The following is a 20904-nucleotide window of genomic DNA, read 5'->3' as shown; positions in this document are numbered from 1 at the left end:
CATGCTTGATCGCATCATCGCCCTGTCGATCCGCTTCCGATGGCTCGTCATGGGGCTGGTCCTCACGGCCTGCGTCGTCGGCGTCTGGAGTTTCCAGCGCCTGCCGATCGACGCCACCCCCGACATCACCAACGTCCAGATCCAGATCAATACGGAGGCGCCGGGCTATTCCCCGCTGGAAGCCGAACAACGCATCACCTTCCCCGTCGAGACGGCCGTCGCCGGCGTGCCGGGACTGCAATACACCCGCTCGGTCTCGCGCTACGGCCTGAGCCAGGTGACCGTCATCTTCGACGACGGCACCGACATCTATTTCGCTCGCCAGCTGGTGAACGAACGGCTGCAAGGCGCGCTCGGCCAGCTTCCGCCGGGGATCACACCGGAGCTGGGTCCCATCGCCACGGGGCTGGGCGAGATCTTCATGTATACGGTCGAAGCCGAGCCCGGCGCCCGGAGGCCCGACGGCCAGCCCTATTCGACCGAGGACCTGCGCACCCTGCAGGATTGGGTCATCCGGCCCCAGCTTCGCAACACCCGTGGGGTCACCGAGGTCAACACCATCGGCGGCTATGAGCGGCAGTACCACGTCACCCCGCGACCAGAGCGGTTGTCCGCCTATGGCGTGACCATGGCCGAGATCGTCGAGGCGCTGGAGAAGAACAACGCCAACGTCGGCGCGGGCTATGTCGAACGCTACGGCGAACAGTATCTGATCCGGGTGCCGGGCCAGGCGACCAGCCGCGAGGATCTCGGCGCCGTGGTCATCGCTACGCGCGGCGGCGTGCCGATCCGCGTCGCCGACGTCGCGGACGTCGACATGGGCGAGGAGCTACGGACGGGGGCCGCGACCGAGAACGGCAAGGAGACGGTGCTGGCCACCGTCCTGATGCTGGCGGGCGAGAACAGCCGCGTCGTGGCCCAGGCCGCCGCGGCCAGCCTGGAGGAAGCCGCCAAGGCCCTGCCCAAGGGGGTGAAGGCGTCGCCGGTCTATGACCGGACCGACCTCGTCGAGCGGGCCGTCAAGACGGTCGAGAAGAACCTGGTCGAAGGCGCCCTGCTCGTCATCGTCGTCCTCTTCCTCCTGCTCGGAAACATCCGCGCCGCCCTGATCACGGCGGCGGTCATCCCCATCACCATGCTGATGACGATCACGGGCATGGTGCGCACCGGCACCTCGGGCAATCTGATGAGCCTGGGGGCGCTGGACTTCGGCCTGATCGTCGACGGCGCCGTCATCATCGTCGAGAACTGCCTGCGTCGCTTTGGTGAGGCCCAGCATCGTCTGGGGCGCATCCTGACCCGAGAGGAAAGGTTCGAACTGGCGGGCTCCGCCTCCAGCGAAGTGATCCGCCCCTCCCTGTTCGGGGTGATGATCATCACCCTCGTCTATGTGCCGATCTTCGCCCTGACCGGGGTCGAGGGCAAAACCTTCCATCCGATGGCCATCACCGTGGTCATCGCCCTGACGGCGGCCCTGCTGCTGTCCCTGACCTTTGTTCCCGCCGCCGTCGCCATGTTCGTCACGGGCAAGGTGGAGGAGAAGGACAGCTTCCTCATGCGCTGGGCGCGGATCGGCTATCAGCCCGCGCTCGACTTCGCCCTCAGGAGCCGCAGGCTGATGGTGGGGCTGGCCGTAGTCCTCGTCGTCATCGCCGGCTTCGGCGCTTCAAGAATGGGCTCGGAGTTCGTGCCCAATCTCGACGAAGGCGACATCGCCATGCACGCCCTGCGCATTCCGGGCACCAGCCTGACCCAGGCCGTCCAGATGCAGACCGCGCTGGAGGCCCGTCTGGCGAAATTCCCCGAGGTCGAGCGGGTCGTGGCCAAGATCGGCACCGCCGAAGTCGCCACCGATCCCGTTCCGCCGTCGGTCGCCGACACTTTCATCATGCTGAAGGACCGCAGGGACTGGCCTGATCCCCGCAAGTCGCGCGGGGACCTGGTCGCGGAGATGGAAGCCGCCGTCAGCGAGATCCCCGGCAGCAAATACGAGTTCACCCAGCCCATCCAGATGCGGTTCAACGAACTGCTGTCCGGCGTTCGCGCCGACGTCGCCGTCAAGATCTATGGCGACGATCTGGACGAACTCCTGCGGCTGGGCGCCGAGGTCGAGGCCGTCGTCGCTTCAGTCGAGGGATCGGCCGATCCCCAGACCGAGCAGATCACCGGCCTGCCGGTGCTGCAGATCACGCCTGATCGCACCGCCATGGCGCGCCTGGGCCTGAGCCTCGACGACGTCCAGTCGGTCATCTCGACCTCCATGGGCGGCACGACCGCGGGCCAGATCTTCGAGGGCGACCGTCGCTTCGACGTGGTGGTCCGCCTGCCGGAAGACCTGCGCTCGGACGTCAACGCCATCGGCCGCCTGCAGATTCCCCTGCCGGCCGCCGAGGGCCAGGCGCGCCGGTTCATTCCCCTGAGCGAGGTCGCCGTGATCGAACTCGTCAAGGGGCCGAACCAGATCAGCCGCGAAAACGGCAAGCGCCGCATCGTGGTGACAGCCAATGTCCGCGACCGCGATCTGGGCTCCTTCGTCGGCGAGGTGCAGAAGCGGATCGAAGCCGACGTGGTCGTCCCTGCCGGCTACTGGGTCACCTACGGCGGTACGTTCGAACAGCTGATCTCGGCGGCCAAACGGCTCCAACTGGTGGTGCCGGCGGTGCTGCTGCTGATCTTCGGCCTGCTGTTCGCCCTGTTCCGTTCGGTCAAGGACAGCGCCATCGTCTTCTCCGGCGTGCCCCTGGCGCTCACCGGCGGGGTCGCGGCCCTGATGCTCAGAGGCCTGCCGCTGTCGATCTCCGCCGGCGTCGGCTTCATCGCCCTCTCGGGGGTGGCGGTGCTGAACGGGGTGGTCATGGTCACCTTCATCCGCAGCCTGATCGCCGAGGGCAAACCCCTGGGCGAGGCCCTTCGCGAAGGCGCCCTGACCCGGCTGCGGCCGGTGCTGATGACCGCCCTGGTCGCCAGCCTCGGCTTCGTGCCCATGGCGCTCAACGTCGGGGCCGGCGCCGAGGTCCAGCGCCCGCTGGCCACGGTCGTGATCGGGGGGATCATCTCCTCAACCCTGCTCACCCTGCTCGTGCTGCCAGCCCTCTACAGCCTGGTGCACGGGCGATCGAAGCCTGACGGGACCACGGGCGCTGCACCCGGCGGCCTGGCCCGCTTCGATCCCCGGCGCTTCCTGCCTTTCAGCCGCCGGCCCTGAGGGCGTCCGGGCGGCGCGGCTTCGGCCGCGCCGCCCCCTTCCTCCCGCACACTCGATTTCCGCCCAAGAGGATTCACATGACAATCGCGTCCCGCCACGACCCCTGGTCCTGGCTGAAATCCCCAGCGACGGCGCTTCTGGCCGTCCTCATCTTCTTCATCATCGACGGCGCCGCCGCCCAGGCGCTCGCCCACGGCGTGGCCGAGGGCGACAAGGGCTATATCCAGGAAACCTCCGGGATCGTCTTCTGGCCGTTCGTCTATCTCGGCGCCAAGCACATGGTGACCGGGTACGACCACCTGCTGTTCCTGTTCGGGGTGATCTTCTTCCTCTACCGGCTGAAAGACATCAGCATCTACGTGACCATGTTCGCCATCGGTCACTCCACGACCCTGCTGCTCGGCGTGCTGACCAACATCAGCGTCTCCAGCTACCTGGTGGATGCGATCATCGGCCTGTCGGTCGTCTACAAGGCGCTCGACAACCTGGGCGCCTTCCAGCGCTGGTTCGGCTTCCAGCCCAACACCAAGGTCGCCACCCTGGTGTTCGGCCTGTTCCACGGCTTCGGCCTGGCCACCAAGCTGCAGGACTTCCAGCTGTCCCCCGACGGCCTGTTGGTCAATCTCGTCGCCTTCAACATCGGCGTGGAGATCGGCCAGCTTCTGGCGCTCGGCGCCATCCTCATCGTCATGGGTTTCTGGCGCCGCAGCGAGAGCTTTTTCAAACACGCCTATCTCGCCAACGTCGTCCTCATGACCCTCGGCTTCATTCTGACGGGCTACCAGCTCGTCGGCTATTTCGTCGCCTGACCGGAGACCTGAACCATGTACAACGCTGACAAACCCCGCCTGTCCGACCTGCCCACCACGGGTCAGTTGCTCCGCTCGACCGGCATCGCCGCCGTCGTCGCCGCCGGCCTGCTCGTCACTGTCGTCCTGCCGTCCGAGTACGGCGTCGATCCGACCCGGGTGGGAACGGTCTTCGGCCTGACCGAGATGGGCCGGATCAAGGTCTCCCTGGCTGCGGAAGCCAAGGCGGACGAGGCGATGGACGCCGCTGCAGCCGCGGCTCCGATCGAGGCGAGTCCAGCGCCCGTCGTCGTCGCTGCGGTCGCCCAATCCGCGGCCGCCAGCCCGGCGCCCGACGCCGCCTCCGGCCAGCGCACCGATGAAACCATACTGACCCTGGCGCCCGACCAGGGCGCCGAAATCAAACTGGTCATGACGGAGGGCGCCAAGGCCCGCTTCACCTGGACGAGCAGCGGCGGACGCCTGAACTTCGACACCCACGCGGATCGCCCCGGCGTCTCCTACCACGGCTACGGCAAGGGCTCGTCCCAGAGCGAAACCGGCGAACTGACGGCGGCCTTCACCGGCAGTCACGGCTGGTTCTGGCGCAATCGCACGGGCGCACCCGTGACAGTCACCCTCAAGACCGAAGGTGCCTACACCGAAGTGAAACGCGTCGTCTGATCCACAGGGGGTTCACGCCTTCGTCGTCGGCCGGCGGTTCCGCCGCCGGTCAATGACAGAGACAGGAGAGCGAGCGGCCTCACCGCCTGGACCACGGCCAGCGCCTGTGTCGCTCGTCGATCACATAGGGATCGGCATGCGTAGTCTCATCCGTCCCCTTGTCCTGCACGTGATCCTGCAGGTGCGGATCGCCCCGCCCGCCGCAGCAGCCAGGCTGATCGCCAGCAGTCCGCGCAGACACGGCGCCAGGGCGAAGAGACCAACGCCGTCGGTCAACCGCCGGAGGAAGGGGCGCGCGCGTCTGGCTGAGGGCCGGCAAGGTGGCGCTGACGACAAACAGGCCGATATGACGAAGCCGACCGAGGTCGCCGAGGTTGTTGTAGCTCCTGAAGGCCAGAAGGACGGCCACCACCCACACCCTATGACGGCGTAGAAATCATCGACTTAAATTTCGCAACCCATCAAACGGGGTGCACCGCTTCGGTGTCGAACAGCGCCTCGATGATGGGGCAGTCCGGCGTCGAGCCTTCGGCGCAACGGGCCACCATGTCGGAAAGAACCCGCTCCATCGCCCGCAAGCTGACGATCTTGGAGCGCACATCAGTCAGGTGCACGGCGGCCACTTCGCGGACCTCGGTACAGGGTCGATCCCGCTGTTCCGCCAAGTCCAGCAGGGCTCGAACCTCATTCAGCGTGAAACCGAGATCACGAGCCCGCCGAACGAAGTTTAACCGAAGGAGGTGCCCCCCGCCGTAGAGGCGGTGCCCCCCGTCGCTGCGAGCCGGCGCAGGGATCAAGCCGATCCGCTCATAGTAGCGGACGGTCTCGATGTTGACGCCGGTTCGGCGCGACAGCACGCCGATCGCGAACTGCGGCGTCGTGTCACGCAGGGCGAATTTGTCCATCGAAGATAAAGCCCTTGTATCTGTAGTCGCTACAGACCCCTATCTTGCCTTCATCACCAAGAGAAGGAGTGGGCAATGGCCGCCTCGGACGGCATCGAGAACCCCAACGGAAACGCCGCGGCCCCAGCCGACAAGTCGTCCAGCCGTGCGTGGCTGGCGGTTGCAGGCCTTGCTGCCGCGATCGGCGCGTCGTCCTGCTGTGTTCTGCCGCTGGTGTTGTTCGCGCTCGGCGTCAGCGGGGCCTGGATCGGCAACGTCACGGTCCTCGCGCCCTATCAACCCTATTTCATCGTTGCGGCGGTGGCTTTCCTGGGTGTCGGATTCTTCCGCGTCTATCGTCGTCCTCGCACCGCCTGCGCCGAAGGCGAGACCTGCGCTCGACCGGGCTCCACCCGCCTTGTCAAGATCGCGCTTTGGGCGGCGTCCGTGCTCGTCGCCATCGCCGTCGCATTTCCCTATGTTGCGCCGCTGCTACTCGGCGCGTGAGTTCCTGGAGATCAAGGCCATGACCCTTTCCATCCGCGCCGCCCTTGCAGTTGCAGCGGCGCTTTTCACTGCCGAAACGGCGCAGGCGGCCGAACGCACGGTGACGCTGGATGTCACCAATGTGTCCTGTGTGACGTGCGCCCCTATCGTTCGACGCGCTATCTCGCGGGTTCCGGGCGTTACGGCTGTATCCGTGAACCCTGGCGACGCCGGACGGGCCGTGGCGACCGTGACCTACGACGACGTGCGAGTGACGCCGACAGTCCTGGCTCAGGCCTCGACCAACGCCGGCTATCCCGCGCGTGTTCGGGCCAGCCACTAGCGGAACCAGGTTTCGCTAGTGGGCGTCATCGGCACGAACATCGGCGGCGCCATGCAGTTCTACTTCCTGACGAGCCCACCCGTTCCGGCCTTCCCTGTCGTCGCGCCGTAGCGGGCCGCCAGGCCTGTCCGGTTGCAGGCCGCCCGCCCAACGGCGGACACAAGATTTGAAAGCACCGAGCAGTATGAGTGACTGTCGCCCTCTCTCCCGGAACGCCGCAGAGACCTATGATCTGGTCGTGATCGGCGCTGGCTCAGCCGGCTTCTCCGCCGCCATTACGGCAGCCGAAGAGGGAGCGCGGGTAGCGCTCGTCGGCGCCGGAACGATTGGCGGGACCTGCGTGAACATAGGCTGCGTGCCGTCGAAAGCGTTGATCCGCGCGGTGGAGCCCCTGCACCAGGCGCGGGCCGCAAGCCGTTTCGACGGCGTGAGAGCCACTGCTGAAATCAGCGCCTGGTCCGAGGTGATCCGCCAGAAGGACCAACTGGTGAACGCTCTGCGTCAGGCCAAATACGAAGATGTCCTGCAAGGCTACGACGCCATCGCCTACCACGAAGGCGCAGCCAGGCTCGTCTTGGGCGGCGTGGAGGTCGGCGATGTCCGGCTCACCACCGACAAGGTGATCATCGCGACGGGATCGCGACCGGCGTTTCCGGCGATCGCTGGGATCGACACTGTCCCCTATCTGACCAGCACGACCGCGCTCGAACTGGAGGCGCTGCCGCAGTCCTTGCTGGTGATCGGTGGTGGATACATAGGCGCGGAATTGGCTCAGATGTTCAGCCGGGCCGGCGTGCAGGTCACGCTCGTGTGCCGGTCACGTCTGTTGCCGGAAGGTGAACCCGAGATCAGCGAGGCGCTGCAACGCTACCTCTCAGACGAGGGCGTCACCGTGGTTGTCGGGGCGACCTACGAGGCTATCGCCCATTCGGAAACGGACGTGTCGCTCACCCTTACGCAGGGCGACAGCCGGAGGGTGCTCACCGCCGAGCGCGTGCTCATGACGACAGGCCGGATCGCCAACTCGGACGGCCTGGGTCTTGCCGAGTCGGGGGTCAGCGTCTCCGAAAACGGAGGAATCGTCGTGGACGACCGGATGCGCACGACCCGCCCCGGCGTCTACGCCGTCGGTGACGTCACCGGGCGTGACCAGTTCGTCTATATGGCGGCCTACGGTGCCAGGCTCGCCGCTCGAAACGCGCTCAACGGCGACAGTCTGTCCTACGACAACAGCGCCATGCCGGCGGTCGTGTTCACCGATCCCCAGGTGGCGACGGTCGGGCTCACGGAAGCCGCCGCACGGGCGGCCGGGCATGATGTCCAAACCTCGATGATCACCCTGGATCACGTCCCGCGCGCGCTCGCGGCCAGAGACACGCGCGGGCTCATCAAGCTGGTGGCGGATCGCGGCACGCGGCGGCTCCTCGGCGCGCACATTCTTGCTCCGGAAGGGGCCGACAGCATCCAGACCGCAGCGGTGGCCATCAAGTGCGGAATGACGGTGGAGCAGTTGGGCGACACGATCTTCCCCTATCTCACGACCGTCGAGGGCCTGAAACTGGCGGCGCTGACGTTCAACAAGGACGTCGCCAAACTCTCTTGCTGCGCCGGTTGAGGGCCAAGACGCGATGCTTCCCGCTGCGACGGCTATCGGCTGCTGCGCGCCGGATCAGACGCTCTTCATCGAAACAGAGGGGTCCGCCAGCAGGACCGGATCCACTGGCGTCGCCTTGCCGATCAGCAGCCGTCCGCCCATGAAATCGGCCGGGGCGTTGACCGCTTCGACGCAAACGATGCGGTCGCCATTCAGGTGGAAGACGGCGAAAGCGCCGCTGGCCGGATCGCCACGCACCACCTGATGGTCGGCGTCAAACGGCAGGCCGGCGATCTGAAGCTTGACGTCATACTGGTCCGACCAGAACCACGGCACTTCGGCCGCTGGAGCCGCGCGGCCGACGATGGCGGCGGCGGCCTGCTTGGCCTGCTCCAGGGCGTTGGGCACGCTCTCCAGCCGGTGCATGCGCCCGCCGTGAACGGGGATGGGCCGGTGGGTCACATCGCCGATGGCGTAGATCGACGGGTCGGCAGTGCGGGCGTTCTCATCCACCACCACGCCGTTCTCGCACGCCAGGACCGCAGTCCGCGCCAGGGCTTCGCGCGCCAGGGCGCCGACGCCGACGAGCACCGCGTCGGCCGCGATCAGGCTCCCGTCCGCCAACCGCACGCCGTCGTCCTCGAAGCCCGAGACCTCGGCGCCGGTCAGGATTTCGACGCCGCGGGCCCGGTGATAGTTGGTGAAGAAGGCCGACAGGGTTTCCGACGCCACGCGGGCCAGCACCCGGTCCATGCGCTCGATCACCACCGCCTCGGCGCCCAGGGCGCGGGCCGAGGCTGCGGCTTCCAGTCCGACATAGCCGCCGCCGACCACGGCCAGACGCTTGCCGGGGGCCAGCGCCGCCTTCAGCCGTTCGGCGTCGTGCAGCGTGCGCAGTTCCATCAGGTCTGGCCGGTCCGCGCCGGGAATGGCCAACTTCCGCGCCATCGATCCCGTGGCCAGGATCAGCACGTCATAGGGTTCTACCGTCCCGTCGGCGAAAGCGACCGTCTTGGCAGCGGCATCGATGGTCGTGGCCGTGACGCCGGTACGCAGGTCGATCTTCTGCTCGACGTAGAAGCTCTCAGGACGCAGCAGCAGGTCCTCCAGACCTGCCTCCCCCTTCAGCCAGGCCTTGGACAGGGGCGGCCGCTGATAGGGCGCCGCCGCCTCCTCGCCGGCCAGGACGATCTCGCCCTCGAAGCCATACTGTCTCAGCAGCGCCGCCGCCGAGCCCCCCGCGTGTCCCGCGCCGATGATCAGAACCTTGGTCATGATTGCGGACATTGAGCCCTGCTTCCTCATTCGACATTTTCATCAGAAACGACGGCCGTCGCAGCGAACCTTCGACAATGGCGCAGGGCTCCGCCCCGACCGTGCGGCCCTCATCAGGGCGCGGCCGCGGGGTCGGCGGCCTGGTCCAAAGCCCCCGTGGGGTCCGACTGCGCGAACCGTGCTCCGAGATCATAGGCTTCCCCTGGAAAGGTCAGACGAACGAAGGTGATGCGCTCCGCGCGCCGCCACGTCCGACGTTCGAGGGAAAGGCAGGCCGCAGCAGGATCGATCCCGAGGGTCAGTGCGGTTGCGCGGGACACGTTCACAGCCCGGATCCTGTGTTCAGCTTCCGTCCAGGGGACGCATTCCAGCAGCCATGTGCCGGGCGGAACCCCGGTGAAATCGGCGTCCCGAGCCTGGGGCACGGAGGCGAGACTGATCAGCCGTTCCTCGAGCGCGAAGGGACGGCCGCTGCTGCGGTGAAGGCAACGCAGTTCGATCACCTCGCCGGATGCAGCGAGAGCGAGCTCCTCCGCGTCGCGCTTGTGCGCCGCCCTGACCTTCCGGGACAGGAGCTCGAAATCATAGGGCTCGCCGCGATTAAGAATCTCGGCCTGGATGTCAGGAATATCCAGCACGAAGGAATGTATCCGCGGCCGAGCCACGAAGGACCCGAACCGTCGACGCCGAATGATCATGCCCCGTTCCGCCAGGGGCGCGAGGGCCTTGTTCACAGTCATGCGCGAACAGCCGTACTCCGCCATCAGTTCATGCTCGAAGGGGATGCGGAATCCCGGCGACCATTCGCCCGACAGAATGCGATCGGCGATGTCGGAGCGGATGCGTCGGTGGAGCGTGAGATCCATGGCTTCGTTCCTCCCCGTCATGTCCGTTAATCGGGCCAAGCGTCAGCTTGGGTCGCATGGCCGTCAACCCGACCGGAAGGCGCCGGGGCGCAGAACGCCCCGGCGCGGTCTTAACGGCGGCGCTGCAGCCATTCGATCCCATCATGAACATAGGCGAAGTCCTGGCGTCGGAAGGCGCTGAACAACATGATGAAGCCACTCAAAGCCAACCACAGACACCCTGTGGCGATGATGATGATCAGCGGATGGTTGAAGCTCTGGCGATCCGTGTAGTCCATGATGTGGATCATCCAGAAGAAGTCCCAGAGCCGCCAGGTGTTGGTCTTGGCGCCGGCGACCTCGCCGGTGACGGCGTTCAGGATCAGGGTCGTCTTCTCCTTGTCCGCGAACTCGACCCGCCAGGCCGGCAGCGCGAAGTCGCGCGTCTCAAGCGTGGGCTTTTCGACCCGCGTCACCGAGGTCACGGGCGCCGTGCCGTTGAAAGCCGCGACAGCCAGCGTCTTGGCGCGGGCGTCGTCGATGACGATGCGACGGCCATCGACGGGATCGACCAACTGGACGCCGCTGGGCGTCGTCGCGGCGTAGACCCAGGCGCCCTGGAGCGGCCGCAACTCGATCTGGGAAATCGGCTGGCCCACCGCCTGGGCGACCTGGGCCAGCGACAGCACCGCAGCGGGCGTGGGCGACGGCGTGGTGTGGGCGATGGAATCTTCGCCGGCCACCTTGCGATGATCGATCAGCGCCATGGCGGCGCCGCTGATGGCCCAGAGCAGGAATTGAAGACCCAGGACCAGGCCGAACCATTTGTGCAGTCTGCGGATTAGAAACATCTGATGATCCTCACGCTGCGGCTTTGCGCACGCGGCGCTTGCGGCGGAAGCTGTAGAGCAGGAGCCAGGCCCCGGTGAAGGAGGTAATCACCATCATCCAGGTCGCGATCTTGAGCAGGATGTTGTTGACGTTGTCGCGGGTCTCATAGTCCATGATGTGGAACATCCAGACGAAGTCGAAGGTGCGCCAGAGGTCATGGCGCTTGGCCACGAGTTCGCCGGTCTGGGGGGCGATATAGAGGGTGGGTCGCCACAGACCTTCGAACTGCACCCGCCAGATCGGCGCCGCACGTCCCCGGATCTCGCCGGGGATTTCATACAGCAGCTCCATCTCACGAACGCCGCCGTCGCCAGCGTAGATCTGCTCGGCGCGTTGTCGGGCGCCGGCTTCGTCGATCAGCGGCAATTTCTCGCCGGACCGGGCGTCGAACAGCGACCGGCCGCTCTTCTGACTGACGATGTAGACCGGCTGTCCAAGCTGTTGGTCGAGACGCAGGCTCTGGGCCCCGCCCGCGTTTTTTAGGATGACCGCAGGATCGACCAGACCGCCCATGGAGATCGGCTCAGCGACGGGTGTCCGCACGAGATGATCGCCATGGATGATGTCGATATGGACGGCAGTCATGTAGAGGCCGCTCACGACCCAGAACAGGGCCTGAACGCCGATGATCAGCGCAAGCCACTTGTGGGCTTTTCGCGCTACGGAAGGCCAGCGCACCATTTGATACTCACTGATTGGGGGGCGGGGAAACGCCGGGCGAAGGGAACAGTCGAACGCCCGGCGTTTCTCGATGTCGAGGTTAGTTGAACTTGTAGGTCAGCCGCACATAGCCCCGGCGACCGAGCAGGTCGTAGGTCATGGTGTCGGTATTGCCGTCGGTCCAGCTCTGGATGAAGGGCGCCTTCTTGTCGAAGAGGTTGTCGATGCCGACGGCGATGTCGGCGTTCTCGCCCACCCGGTAGGCGAACTGGGCGTTGTGGTAGAAGAGGTTCGGCGTCTCGTAGCCGATGTCGCCCGGTGCGGCGTTGAAGTCCGTCGCCTTGCCGATCAGTTGCACGGAATAGGTCGCAGTCCAGCGGTCGTCGACAACCGAGGCGCTGACGTTCGAACGCCAGTGGGGATAGCCGCCGTTGCCGCCGCCGATATGGCCGTCGAATATGATCGGGTCCGCGCCCAGGAAGGGCGTGACGACATATTCGCCGAGATAGGTGGTGTTCCAGTCGATGCTGGCGCGGCGTTCGCCGAGATCAAAGGCGTAGCGCGCGCCGATGTCGACGCCCTTCATGGTTTCCAGGCCGGCGTTGGTCGGCTGGGCGGAGAGGAAGTTCACTTCGCCAGTCAGAGGACTGCGGGTGAAGTTGTTCGGGCCGCAGAAGGGGTGGTTCATCCCCGGCGAGGCGTAGCAGATCGCCAGCTTGGTGGAGCCGGGGATGGAGCGGATGGCGTCCTCGACCTTGATGTCGAAATAGTCGACGGTCAGGGACAGGCCCTTGACCTGTTCGGGCTGCCAGACGAGGCCCAGGGTGAGGGTCTCGGCCGTCTCGGGCGAAAGCTTCTGGTTGCCGCCGACCGTGGTCAGGACCGTGTTGCCGAGTTGCACATAGTTGGCCGGCACGCCGGAAGCCTGGCAGTTGGCGATCAGGGTCGCGTTTCCGCTGGTGCTGTAGCGGCTGCACGGATCAGTCGTCGTCAGATTGCCCTCTGCAACGCCGCCGAACAGCTCGGGAACGCTGGGAATGCGGAAGCCGGTGCCGAAGGTGGCTCGCAGGCGCAGGCTGTCTACGACGCTCCAGTTCAAACCCAGCTTGTAGGTGGTGTTGCCGCCGAACAGATCATAGTCCGAGTAACGGACAGCGGCGTCGAGCTCGAGTCTTTGCATGAAGGGCAGGTCGGACAGGAGCGGCGCGGACAGCTCGACATAGGCTTCCTTGGCCTTGGTCTCGCCGGCGATGGGGTCCTGCTGGTTGGTGTTGGCTATGCCCAGAACGGTGAGAGCGTCAGGATCGCGCCAGCCCTTCTCTTCGCGGTAGACGAGACCTGCAGCGGCGGCGAGCAGGCCGGCCGGGAGCTGGAGCACCGTGCCGGTGACATCGAAGGTGAAGCTGCGCTGCTCGTTGCCGCCGGTGTCACGCGAGGTGAAGAGGATATAGTCGAGCGCCTCCTGGCTGAGGTCGCCGGCGCCCAGGTAGTCGGCGCAAGGGATGGCTGCGCCGGGCGTGGTGCTGCAGACGGCCGTGTTCAGGGTTTCGCCGACCCGTTGCAGGTTGGCGATATTGGTCATCCCGTCGACGCCGGTATTGCGGCCCCAGTTGACGGCGGCTTCCCAGGTCCAGTCTCCGGCGATGGCGCCTCGGGCGCCGCCGACGAACCGATAGGTGTCGGTTTCCTGGAAGAAATGACGCGGCCCCGGTTCCGCGAGACGGCGCGCGATGAGGGTGATGTCCTGACCCGTCGGGTTGGTCGGGTGGGCCGCCGAGAGCTTGAGGTTCCGCAGGGCGCCCGGCGCCGCGAGCTGGTTGCTTTCCCTGTGGGTGAAGAAGACTTCGCCGAACAGGCTGACGGTGTCCGTCAGCTGGTAGTCGGCCAGGAAGGCCGTGCTGATGCGCTCGATCGGCGAGACGGCGTTGAGGAAGGGGTTGCCGTTATAGTTATGCTTGGCGGCGTTGTAGGGCTCGAAGAAGTCCCCGTCTCCCCCCGGGATCTGGTTGAAGTTGATTTGCTGGCCGTTGGGAAGCACGGCTCGGCCGCCGAGCGTTGTCGCGCTCGAAACGCAAGCCAGCTTGCCGTCGATCTCGCCCAGGCCGCAGGGGGCGCGGCTCGCCAGGTTGACGGCTTCGGTCTTCTGGTAGGTCAGGGCGGCGGTGACCCCGCCGCGGTCGCCCCGCATGCCCCATAGCAGGTCGAAGGAGAGGTCCTGGCCGTCGCCTTCATCGGTGACGCCGTACTTGCTGGAGAGCTTGAGACCCTCGAAATCATTGATGGTGACAATGTTGACCACGCCAGCGACGGCGTCGGCGCCGTAGATGGCCGAGGCGCCGTCTTTCAGAACGTCCATGCGGCCGATGATGGCGGTCGGGATCATGTTCAGATCCGGGGCGCTGTTCGCGCCGGTGCCGCCGTTGACGATCCGTCGGCCGTTGATCAGCGTCAGAGTCCGGTTGATGCCGAGGCCGCGCAGATTGACCTGCGCCGTGCCGTAGCCGTTGCCGGTCCAGTAGGAGTTGGTCTGGTTGCCGGCAGCGCCGGCGGAGGACGGCAGGCGCTGCAGCAGGGACTCTACGTTGGTGATCCCGGTCCGCTCTATGTCCTCGCCGGTCACGACGGTGGCTGGACCAACGCCGCTGATATCCTGGCGTTTGATCCGGCTGCCGGTGACGACAATTTCGCCGACGCTGGTCGTCTCAGCTTCCTGGGCCGATGCGGGCATTCCGCACATGGCGGCGGTGATTGCCGCACCTGCGAACAAGAGCCTCTTTTTCATGCGATTCATGGTTCATTCCCCTCGCGTTCGGCCCAGACGAACCGGTCCTGCCTGATCACGTTCCGGTCGGGCGCTGAGGGAGTCAACTCATGTATATACATATGAAGGCGGCCAATCCTTCACGTTTCATGCCCGCATTCGCCAGAATTGCGCAAAATAATGACGCATTTAACACGCAATAAACACAAATTCGTCACCTCGTTGGTAGGCGCGGGTAGGACGTAACTATTTTACGACGCACCAAATGATGACGGCCAAACTCATTGTGCGATGCAAAATTTCTTACTCGCCCCCGTACTGGCCAATACGCATTCACGAGACCCCTCCCCTCGAATTAATTAGGTTGGCGCGGGATTATTTTTCGGCAGGCGCAAGAAGCGGAGTCCCCACGGCGGACCTCATGGCGGATTCGCGGCCGATGCGGACCCGTTCAGATCCGCAGGCCAAAGGGTCGACTTGCGCACAATAATAATTCCATTATCTTGGAATTATGGAACCCGAACCCGCCATCCTCGCCCTTGCCGCCCTGGCGCAGCCGACGCGCCTTGAGACCTTCCGCCTTCTGGTCCGGCATGAACCAGAGGGCCTGCCCGCCGGCGAGATCGCCGATGCGCTGGCGGTTCCGGCCAACACCATGTCGGCGCACCTTGGGGTCCTGTCCCGCGCAGGGCTGATCAGTTCAGAGCGGCGCAGTCGGTCGATCATCTACCGGGCCAACCTTGATCGCCTCCAGGCACTGGTCCTGTTCCTGCTGAAGGACTGCTGCCAGGGCCGCGCCGAGTTGTGCGAACCGCTGCTGGCCGAACTCAACCCCTGCCGCACCTGAGGCTCCCATGGACGTCGTCATCTACCACAACCCCGCCTGCGGGACGTCGCGCAACGCCCTGGCCCTCATCCGCCAGCTCGGTATCGAGCCGCACGTCATCGAATATCTGAAGACGCCGCCCAGCCGCGCCATGATCCTGGGGCTGGTCGCGCGCATGGGCGTCCCACTGCACAGCCTGCTGCGCGAGAAGGGCACGCCTTTCGTCGAACTGGGGCTGAGCGATCCCGCCCTGACCAACGATCAATTGCTGAACGCCATCGAGGCCCACCCGGTCCTGCTGAACCGTCCCATCGTCGTGTCGCCGCTGGGCGTGAAGCTGTGTCGACCGTCCGAGGCGGTCCTCGACCTTCTGCCGCCGGAAGGGCTCAAGCCCTTCACCAAGGAGGACGGCGAAGTCGTCATCGACGCCGAGGGCCGGAGGGTCCGCTGATGGTCGAGGCCGTCATCACTGATCAACCGAAGCGCCGCCTGTCCTTCCTCGACCGCTGGCTGACATTGTGGATCTTCGCGGCCATGGCGCTGGGCGTGCTGCTGGGTACGGTCGTGCCGGCGCTGCCCGGCTGGATCGACGGCCTGTCGGTCGGGACGACCAATATCCCGATCGCCGTCGGCCTGATCCTGATGATGTATCCGCCGCTGGCGCGGGTGAAGTACGAGGAACTGCCGCGCGTCTTCGCTGACAGGCGCGTGCTTGCCCTGTCCCTGTTCCAGAACTGGGTGCTGGGGCCGGTGCTGATGTTCGCCCTGGCGGTGATCTTCCTGCGCGATCAACCGGAATACATGACCGGCGTCATCCTGATCGGCCTGGCCCGCTGCATCGCCATGGTGCTGGTCTGGAACCAGTTAGCGCGCGGCGACAACCAGTATGTGGCGGGCCTGGTCGCCTTCAACTCGATCTTCCAGATCGCCTTCTTCAGCCTCTACGCCTGGCTGTTCCTGACCGTGCTGCCCCCCCTGTTCGGGCTGGAGAGCAGCGTGGTCGACGTCAGCGTCTGGACCATCGCCGGCGCCGTCCTGGTCTATCTGGGTCTGCCCTTCCTCGGCGGCTTCCTGACCCGGCGCACCCTGGTCGCGAGGAAGGGAAACGACTGGTACGAGACGCGCTTCCTGCCGCGCATCGCGCCGATCACCCTGATCGCCCTGCTCTTCACCATCGTCGCCATGTTCAGCCTGAAGGGCGGCGACGTGGTCGCCCTGCCGCTGGACGCCCTACGCATCGCCGTCCCGCTGACGATCTACTTCTTCGTCATGTTCGTGGTCAGCTTCCTGATGGGGCGGCTGATCGAGGCGGACTATCCGCGCACCACGGCCCTGGCCTTCACCGCCGCCTCCAATAATTTCGAACTGGCGATCGCCGTCGCCATCGCCGCCTTCGGCCTGGCCTCGCCAGTGGCTTTCGCCGCCGTCATCGGTCCGCTGGTCGAGGTGCCGGTGTTGATCCTGCTGGTGTCGGTCGCCCTGTGGCTGGGCCGCCGCTACTTCCCCGACACCGCCCCGAAGAAGGACGCCTGCTGATGGCCTTCAACGTCGCGGTATTGCCCGAGCCCACGTCCGACCTGATCGCTGCGCTGGAAGCCGTCGGCCTGCCGATGGACGACGTCTACGAACCCGATCGGCGCTTCTACCGTTTCGAGGACGACGCCGGCCTGATCGGCTACGGCGGGCTGGAGCAGGTCGGTCCTGACCTCCTGATCCGCTCCATCGTCGTCGTCGACAGCCGTCACGGCGGAGGCCACGGCTCTGCGATCCTGTCCTGGCTGGAAACCAGGGCGGCCGAACAGAAGGCGACCGCCCTCTACCTGCTCACGACCTCGGCGACCGCCTTCTTCCAGCGGCACGGCTACACCGCCCTTCCCCGTTCGGCGGCGCCGCCCGCCATAGCCGCCTCCCGGCAGTTCAGCACCCTGTGCCCGGCCTCGGCGACTTTCATGTTCAAGGAGTTGCGCCCCCAATGACCCGCCTTCGCGTCCTGCCCGATCCCGACCACATGCCCGCGCTCGACCCGGCCTACCTGTCCAGCCAGCCGGCGCTCGGCCTCGGCCCGAACGACCATCCGCCCCGCATCCTGCTGCTCTACGGCTCACTGCGGGATCGGTCCTTTTCCCGACTGTGCGTTGAGGAGGCCGCGCGCCTGCTGCGCTTCATGGGCTGCGAGACACGCATCTTCGATCCGTCCGACCTGCCGCTGACCGACCAGGTCGACCACGACGACCACCCCGCCGTCCATGAACTGCGCGAACACGCCCTGTGGTCGGAAGGCATGGTCTGGAGCAGCCCGGAGCGCCACGGCCAGATTTCGGGGATCATGAAGCTCCAGATCGACCACCTGCCGTTGAACATGGGCGGCATGCGCCCGACCCAGGGCCGCACCCTGGCCGTCATGCAGGTCTCCGGCGGCTCTCAGAGTTTCAACGCGGTCAACACCCTGCGCCTGCTGGGCCGGTGGATGAGGATGATCACCATCCCCAACCAGTCCAGCGTCGCCAAGGCCTTCATGGAGTTCGACGACAACGGCCGCATGAAGCCCTCCAGCTACTACGACCGCATCGTCGACGTGATGGAGGAGCTGGTGCGCTTCACCGTCCTGACCCGCGTCCACGCCGGTCAGTTGGTCGACCGCTACTCTGAGCGGAAGGCTTCGGGCGTGCCAATCGATGCGGCCAACGACCTGTCCGCGATCGCCATCAGGACCGCTTAGCGCCAGCATACGCGCCCCCGAGGCCGAGGCTTCGCCACGTCGGCAGACCGTCGCCAACTGTGGCGACGAAGACAAAATCCGGCGCCGTCATCGAAGAACTAGTGACGTGCCCCTGAGAATTTCCTCCACGCGGAGCTAGAGTCCGGCCCTTGAAAGGACGGACGGAATGAAACGAGCGAGATTCACGGAAGAGCAGATCATCGGGATCCTGCGGGAGAACGAGGCCGGCGCCAAAGCGGGCGAGCTGGCGCGCAAGCACGGCGTGTCGGAGGGCACGATCTACGCCTGGAAGGCCAAGTTCGGCGGGATGAGCGTGTCGGACGCCCAGCGCCTGCGCGCCCTGGAAGACGAGAACGGCCGGCTGAAACGTCTGCTGGCCGACGCCATGCTCGACAAGGCGGCGCTGAATGATCTGCTCTCAAAAAAGTGGTAAGGCCCGCGGCGATGCGCCAGGCCGTCGCCCATCTGAAGGCGGCGTTCGGCGTCAGCGAGCGGCGGGCCTGCTCCATCATCAAGGCCGATCGCAAATCGGTGCGCTATCGCTCCTGCCGTCAGCCGGACACGGCGCTGCGGGAGCGGCTACGCGCGCTGGCTGTGGAGCGGCGACGGTTCGGCTATCGGCGGCTGTTCGTGCTGCTGCGACGTGAGGGTGAGGCCTCGGGCAAGAACCGGATCTACCGGCTCTATCGCGAGGAAGGCCTGACGGTGCGCAAGCGCCGCTCACGTCGTCGCGCCATAGGCACGCGGGCGCCGATCCTGGTCGAGGCCAGGCCGAACGCCCGCTGGTCGCTGGACTTTGTGCACGACCAGTTCGCCACGGGCCGCCGCTTCCGCATTCTCAACGTGGTCGACGACGTCACCCGCGAGTGCCTGGCGGCGATCCCCGACACCTCGATCTCGGGACGCCGCGTCGCGCGAGAGCTGACAGCGCTGATCTCTCGGCGGGGCCGTCCTGCCATGATCGTCAGCGACAACGGCACGGAGTTTACGTCCACGGCCATCCTGGCCTGGGCGCAGGATCAAGGCGTCGACTGGCACTACATCGCGCCGGGCAAGCCGACCCAGAACGGGTTTGTGGAATCCTTCAACGGGCGGATGCGCGACGAACTGTTGAACGAAAGCCTGTTCTTCGGCCTCGACCACGCCCGCCAGAAGGTCGCCGCCTGGGCGCTGGACTACAACACCCGCCGGCCGCATTCATCGATCGGCTACCTCACCCCGGAGGCTTTTGCCGCCAGTCTGACCGCAACAGGCCGACCCGCTGCGCAGGATGAAAGCTGCGCGGTCCGGCCTGTTGCTCATCCCACGCTGCGAGGCGTAACTAACCCAAGGACTCTGGTCGCCGCTGGATGAAAATTCAGGGGCACGTCAGAACGTTTCCAGGCATGCTCCTTCAATCGATCAACCGCCCTCCATTGTCCAGCCAAGCTGCAGGACTGCTGCGGCTCAGATCAACCTAGAACCGGAACGGGAACATTTCAAGAACATCGCACCATTTCCCGCAGGTTCGGAAACGACGCTCGATCAGGTTCTACAAACCGCCGCAGCACATCAAGCTGAGCCGCATGACCGACAGCCCACTTCGAACACTGCTTCGTCGCGACGAGTTCCGCCGTTCGGACTGAACCCGCCTGTCACGCCCTACGGATGGCTCGTAGAATCCGACGCGTTTCTACGGTGAGCAACATCTCGTCGTCCTGGGTAATCATTCGCGCATGCATGGTGGCGATTCTCACCGGATAGAGCCGCTGGAAGGACTCCTGAATATCCGTGGACCTGTTGAAGACCGGAGCGAAGACGGTTTTCCAGTTCTGCTTCTTCTCAATGATCGCTCGGTAATCCGTGAAGTCCGCGAACTCGATCAGAGGCTTGATCGCTCCGGTCGCCTTGGCGTCCGTCGCCTGCTTCTGACGCCAATTGTCGCTTGTCCCTTCCGGCGTCTGGGTGATGCACCAGTCGGGACCGAAGGCCTCGGTCATCCGCTCGTCGATGAAACGGCGCAACGCCACCTCAAAGCGTTGCAGCTGGTCGAACGCCGATCGATTTCTTACGAACGAAGCTTCCAACGTTTCGTCCGCGTCGGCCTCATCGTCATCAAGATCTTCGGACGAGTCCAGGTCCAGACCAGCGTGATGCATGCCCTCAACGAAGGCGCCGCGTGGAAAAGCGGTCAGGTCAGGACTGAAGCCGTTCTCATAGTAGAGAGCAGTACGCGCAACGGGATCCGTCAGGATATCCACTGTCGGCATGACGGCGTCACGCCAGTCGCCTAATGCCGGCCTGAGCAGGTCGCCTATGTCCGCGCCGAACGGATCCGAGTGACGCAGCACCGCGCCAATGGTCTGCATCTCCATCATGCCAAGCACGGACTGATCGAGCATGGCGTCGTTGAGCCAGGGCCTGGTCATGGACGTCATGGCCGCCATGATTTGCCCCGGCCTGTCGTGGAACAAGGTCGACTGGGCCTGCAGGGCGTCGACCTGTTCCTGATAGAGCCGCGCGGTCTCCATTGCCGATGGTAGCCGGAAAGCTTCTTCCCAGCGCTGATGGAGGCTCGCAGCTTCCACGGCGAGCTCACTGATGCTCCTGCCGTGGAGGCCCGCGGCTTCCCGGGCGAGAGCATCGGCTCGCTGCATCTCCTGCATCAAGAGCTCAGAGCCTGTCGGCATCCGCTGGAAAAGGTCGAGAGCGAGGTTGCGGTGCTGGTCGGGAGACAGGAAGCCCGCCGCGCGCGCCTCAATATCCGCCCGATCCCTCATCAGGCTCATCACGTCCAGTTCGGCGGCGGCCCGAACGATTGAACGTTCATAGGCGCCCAGGTTGGCGCCCACTTCAGTTAGCGGATTCATGAGCCGGCTGAGTTCACGCTCTCGCTCAATCAGGTCGCGGAGTGGGTCGGACATGGCAGCTCCAGATGAGACCTGTTGAGAATGTAGCTCTGAC

At 65.5% G+C, this 20904-nt stretch carries 19 protein-coding genes; 12 read left to right on the top strand and 7 right to left on the bottom strand.

Annotated elements, in window-relative coordinates; genetic code table 11:
* The first annotated feature begins 1 nt into the window (after window position 1).
* The 3 genes from FGL25_RS07415 to FGL25_RS07405 all read left to right on the top strand — a co-directional run bounded on the left by FGL25_RS07415 (window position 2) and on the right by FGL25_RS07405 (window position 4677).
* Window positions 2-3205: an efflux RND transporter permease subunit gene (locus FGL25_RS07415; RefSeq protein WP_040345432.1), complete on the top strand. Its 3204-nt coding sequence runs from the start codon at window positions 2-4 to the stop codon at window positions 3203-3205.
* Between the two features lie 77 nt (window positions 3206-3282).
* Complete coding sequence (locus FGL25_RS07410) at window positions 3283-4014, top strand: HupE/UreJ family protein (protein WP_003164980.1); 732 nt, start codon at window positions 3283-3285, stop codon at window positions 4012-4014.
* A gap of 15 nt (window positions 4015-4029) precedes the next feature.
* Window positions 4030-4677, top strand: coding sequence for a hypothetical protein (locus FGL25_RS07405; protein WP_003164981.1), 648 nt, complete (start codon window positions 4030-4032; stop codon window positions 4675-4677).
* A gap of 461 nt (window positions 4678-5138) precedes the next feature.
* Here the strand turns inward: FGL25_RS07405 and FGL25_RS07400 are convergent, their stop codons facing one another.
* Window positions 5139-5582 (bottom strand): MerR family transcriptional regulator, encoded by a 444-nt coding sequence (locus FGL25_RS07400; RefSeq protein WP_003164983.1) that lies wholly within the window; start codon window positions 5580-5582, stop codon window positions 5139-5141.
* Window positions 5583-5657: 75 nt separating this feature from the next.
* Here FGL25_RS07400 and FGL25_RS07395 point away from each other — a divergent pair, with 75 nt between their 5' ends.
* The 3 genes from FGL25_RS07395 to merA all read left to right on the top strand — a co-directional run bounded on the left by FGL25_RS07395 (window position 5658) and on the right by merA (window position 8005).
* On the top strand, window positions 5658-6068 hold the full coding sequence (locus tag FGL25_RS07395) for a mercuric transporter MerT family protein (RefSeq protein ID WP_003164984.1): 411 nt from the start codon (window positions 5658-5660) through the stop codon (window positions 6066-6068).
* A gap of 19 nt (window positions 6069-6087) precedes the next feature.
* Window positions 6088-6390, top strand: a complete 303-nt coding sequence (locus FGL25_RS07390; RefSeq protein ID WP_223850727.1) for a heavy-metal-associated domain-containing protein — start codon at window positions 6088-6090, stop codon at window positions 6388-6390.
* Between the two features lie 238 nt (window positions 6391-6628).
* The gene (merA, locus tag FGL25_RS07385; RefSeq protein ID WP_269780009.1) at window positions 6629-8005 is read left to right on the top strand and encodes a mercury(II) reductase; all 1377 of its coding nucleotides are present in this window, start codon (window positions 6629-6631) and stop codon (window positions 8003-8005) included.
* Window positions 8006-8059: 54 nt separating this feature from the next.
* Here merA and FGL25_RS07380 read toward each other — a convergent pair whose 3' ends face one another.
* The 5 genes from FGL25_RS07380 to FGL25_RS07360 all read right to left on the bottom strand — a co-directional run bounded on the left by FGL25_RS07380 (window position 8060) and on the right by FGL25_RS07360 (window position 14437).
* The gene (locus FGL25_RS07380) at window positions 8060-9271 is read right to left on the bottom strand and encodes an NAD(P)/FAD-dependent oxidoreductase (RefSeq protein ID WP_138141364.1); all 1212 of its coding nucleotides are present in this window, start codon (window positions 9269-9271) and stop codon (window positions 8060-8062) included.
* A 101-nt stretch (window positions 9272-9372) separates the two neighbouring features.
* The gene (gene hutC / locus FGL25_RS07375; RefSeq protein ID WP_046652903.1) at window positions 9373-10125 is read right to left on the bottom strand and encodes a histidine utilization repressor; all 753 of its coding nucleotides are present in this window, start codon (window positions 10123-10125) and stop codon (window positions 9373-9375) included.
* Between the two features lie 110 nt (window positions 10126-10235).
* Complete coding sequence (locus FGL25_RS07370; RefSeq protein ID WP_040345437.1) at window positions 10236-10955, bottom strand: PepSY domain-containing protein; 720 nt, start codon at window positions 10953-10955, stop codon at window positions 10236-10238.
* Window positions 10956-10965: 10 nt separating this feature from the next.
* Window positions 10966-11676, bottom strand: coding sequence for a PepSY domain-containing protein (locus FGL25_RS07365; protein ID WP_138141363.1), 711 nt, complete (start codon window positions 11674-11676; stop codon window positions 10966-10968).
* Between the two features lie 79 nt (window positions 11677-11755).
* Complete coding sequence (locus FGL25_RS07360) at window positions 11756-14437, bottom strand: TonB-dependent receptor (protein WP_252970074.1); 2682 nt, start codon at window positions 14435-14437, stop codon at window positions 11756-11758.
* Between the two features lie 490 nt (window positions 14438-14927).
* Here FGL25_RS07360 and FGL25_RS07355 point away from each other — a divergent pair, with 490 nt between their 5' ends.
* The 6 genes from FGL25_RS07355 to FGL25_RS07330 all read left to right on the top strand — a co-directional run bounded on the left by FGL25_RS07355 (window position 14928) and on the right by FGL25_RS07330 (window position 19314).
* Entirely contained in the window at window positions 14928-15263 is a 336-nt protein-coding gene (locus FGL25_RS07355) for an ArsR/SmtB family transcription factor (RefSeq protein WP_003164990.1), read from the top strand.
* A 7-nt stretch (window positions 15264-15270) separates the two neighbouring features.
* Window positions 15271-15693, top strand: a complete 423-nt coding sequence (arsC, locus tag FGL25_RS07350; RefSeq protein ID WP_003164991.1) for an arsenate reductase (glutaredoxin) — start codon at window positions 15271-15273, stop codon at window positions 15691-15693.
* On the top strand, window positions 15693-16778 hold the full coding sequence (gene arsB / locus FGL25_RS07345) for an ACR3 family arsenite efflux transporter (RefSeq protein WP_003164992.1): 1086 nt from the start codon (window positions 15693-15695) through the stop codon (window positions 16776-16778). The genes arsC and arsB overlap by 1 nt, the downstream gene beginning before the upstream one ends.
* The gene (gene arsN2 / locus FGL25_RS07340) at window positions 16778-17218 is read left to right on the top strand and encodes an arsenic resistance N-acetyltransferase ArsN2 (protein ID WP_003164993.1); all 441 of its coding nucleotides are present in this window, start codon (window positions 16778-16780) and stop codon (window positions 17216-17218) included. Before arsB ends, arsN2 begins: the two co-directional genes overlap by 1 nt.
* Window positions 17215-17961 (top strand): arsenical resistance protein ArsH, encoded by a 747-nt coding sequence (arsH, locus tag FGL25_RS07335; RefSeq protein ID WP_040345443.1) that lies wholly within the window; start codon window positions 17215-17217, stop codon window positions 17959-17961. The genes arsN2 and arsH overlap by 4 nt, the downstream gene beginning before the upstream one ends.
* A 166-nt stretch (window positions 17962-18127) precedes the next feature.
* Window positions 18128-19314, top strand: a protein-coding gene (locus FGL25_RS07330) for an IS3 family transposase (RefSeq protein WP_138141362.1) whose coding sequence is annotated in 2 segments (ribosomal slippage) — window positions 18128-18389 and window positions 18389-19314 — 1188 coding nt in all. Because the reading frame shifts where the segments join, the coding sequence is not laid out codon by codon here.
* 281 nt (window positions 19315-19595) lie between these two features.
* Here the strand turns inward: FGL25_RS07330 and FGL25_RS07325 are convergent.
* A complete protein-coding gene (locus FGL25_RS07325) occupies window positions 19596-20864 on the bottom strand; it encodes a Swt1 family HEPN domain-containing protein (RefSeq protein WP_046652904.1) in 1269 nt (422 codons plus the stop codon).
* Window positions 20865-20904: the final 40 nt, after the last annotated feature.

Origin of the sequence: Brevundimonas vancanneytii, from assembly GCF_901421975.1 — a bacterium.
Taxonomy (GTDB): domain Bacteria; phylum Pseudomonadota; class Alphaproteobacteria; order Caulobacterales; family Caulobacteraceae; genus Brevundimonas; species Brevundimonas diminuta.
The sequence above is the reverse complement of the archived record's forward strand: the minus strand, read 5'-3'. Positions and strand labels throughout refer to the sequence as shown.